We start from the raw sequence: 552 nt of genomic DNA on the forward strand, positions 1-552 counted from the left end.
CGCAGATTAGCACGTCCTTCATCGCCTCTGACTGCCAGGGCATCCACCGTGTACGCTTAGTCGCTTAACCTCACAACCCGAAGATGTTTCACTTCTGATTGCGAAAATTTGAGAGACTCGAACACACATAACATGTGTGTCGTTTCAATTTTCAGCTTGATCCAGATTTTTAAAGAGCAAAACTTCGCAGTGCACCTTTTCAGGTTCACTCTGAAGTTTTCTTGTGTTCGCAGTAAAAGGATGGTGGAGCTATGCGGGATCGAACCGCAGACCTCCTGCGTGCAAGGCAGGCGCTCTCCCAGCTGAGCTATAGCCCCATCGTTTTCAATCTCTGTACCGCTCATCCTTTAAAAGGAGTTTGGTAGGCCTGAGTGGACTTGAACCACCGACCTCACCCTTATCAGGGGTGCGCTCTAACCACCTGAGCTACAAGCCTGCAGAGATTTTTACTGCTATTTTCATCAGACAATCTGTGTGAGCACTACAAAGGCAGGTTCTTTAAGGTAAGGAGGTGATCCAACCGCAGGTTCCCCTACGGTTACCTTGTTACGA

The 552-nt window shown here is 48.6% G+C and carries 2 tRNA genes; both read right to left on the minus strand.

Features of this window, described 5'->3' with window-relative positions:
- Positions 1 to 241: 241 nt before the first annotated feature.
- Positions 242 to 317: transfer RNA gene (locus KK102_RS22070), tRNA-Ala, on the minus strand.
- Positions 318 to 359: 42 nt separating this feature from the next.
- Positions 360 to 436, minus strand: a tRNA-Ile gene (locus KK102_RS22075).
- Positions 437 to 552: the final 116 nt, after the last annotated feature.

Source organism: Enterobacter quasimori (assembly GCF_018597345.1).
In the GTDB taxonomy this organism is placed as follows: Bacteria; Pseudomonadota; Gammaproteobacteria; order Enterobacterales; family Enterobacteriaceae; genus Enterobacter; species Enterobacter mori.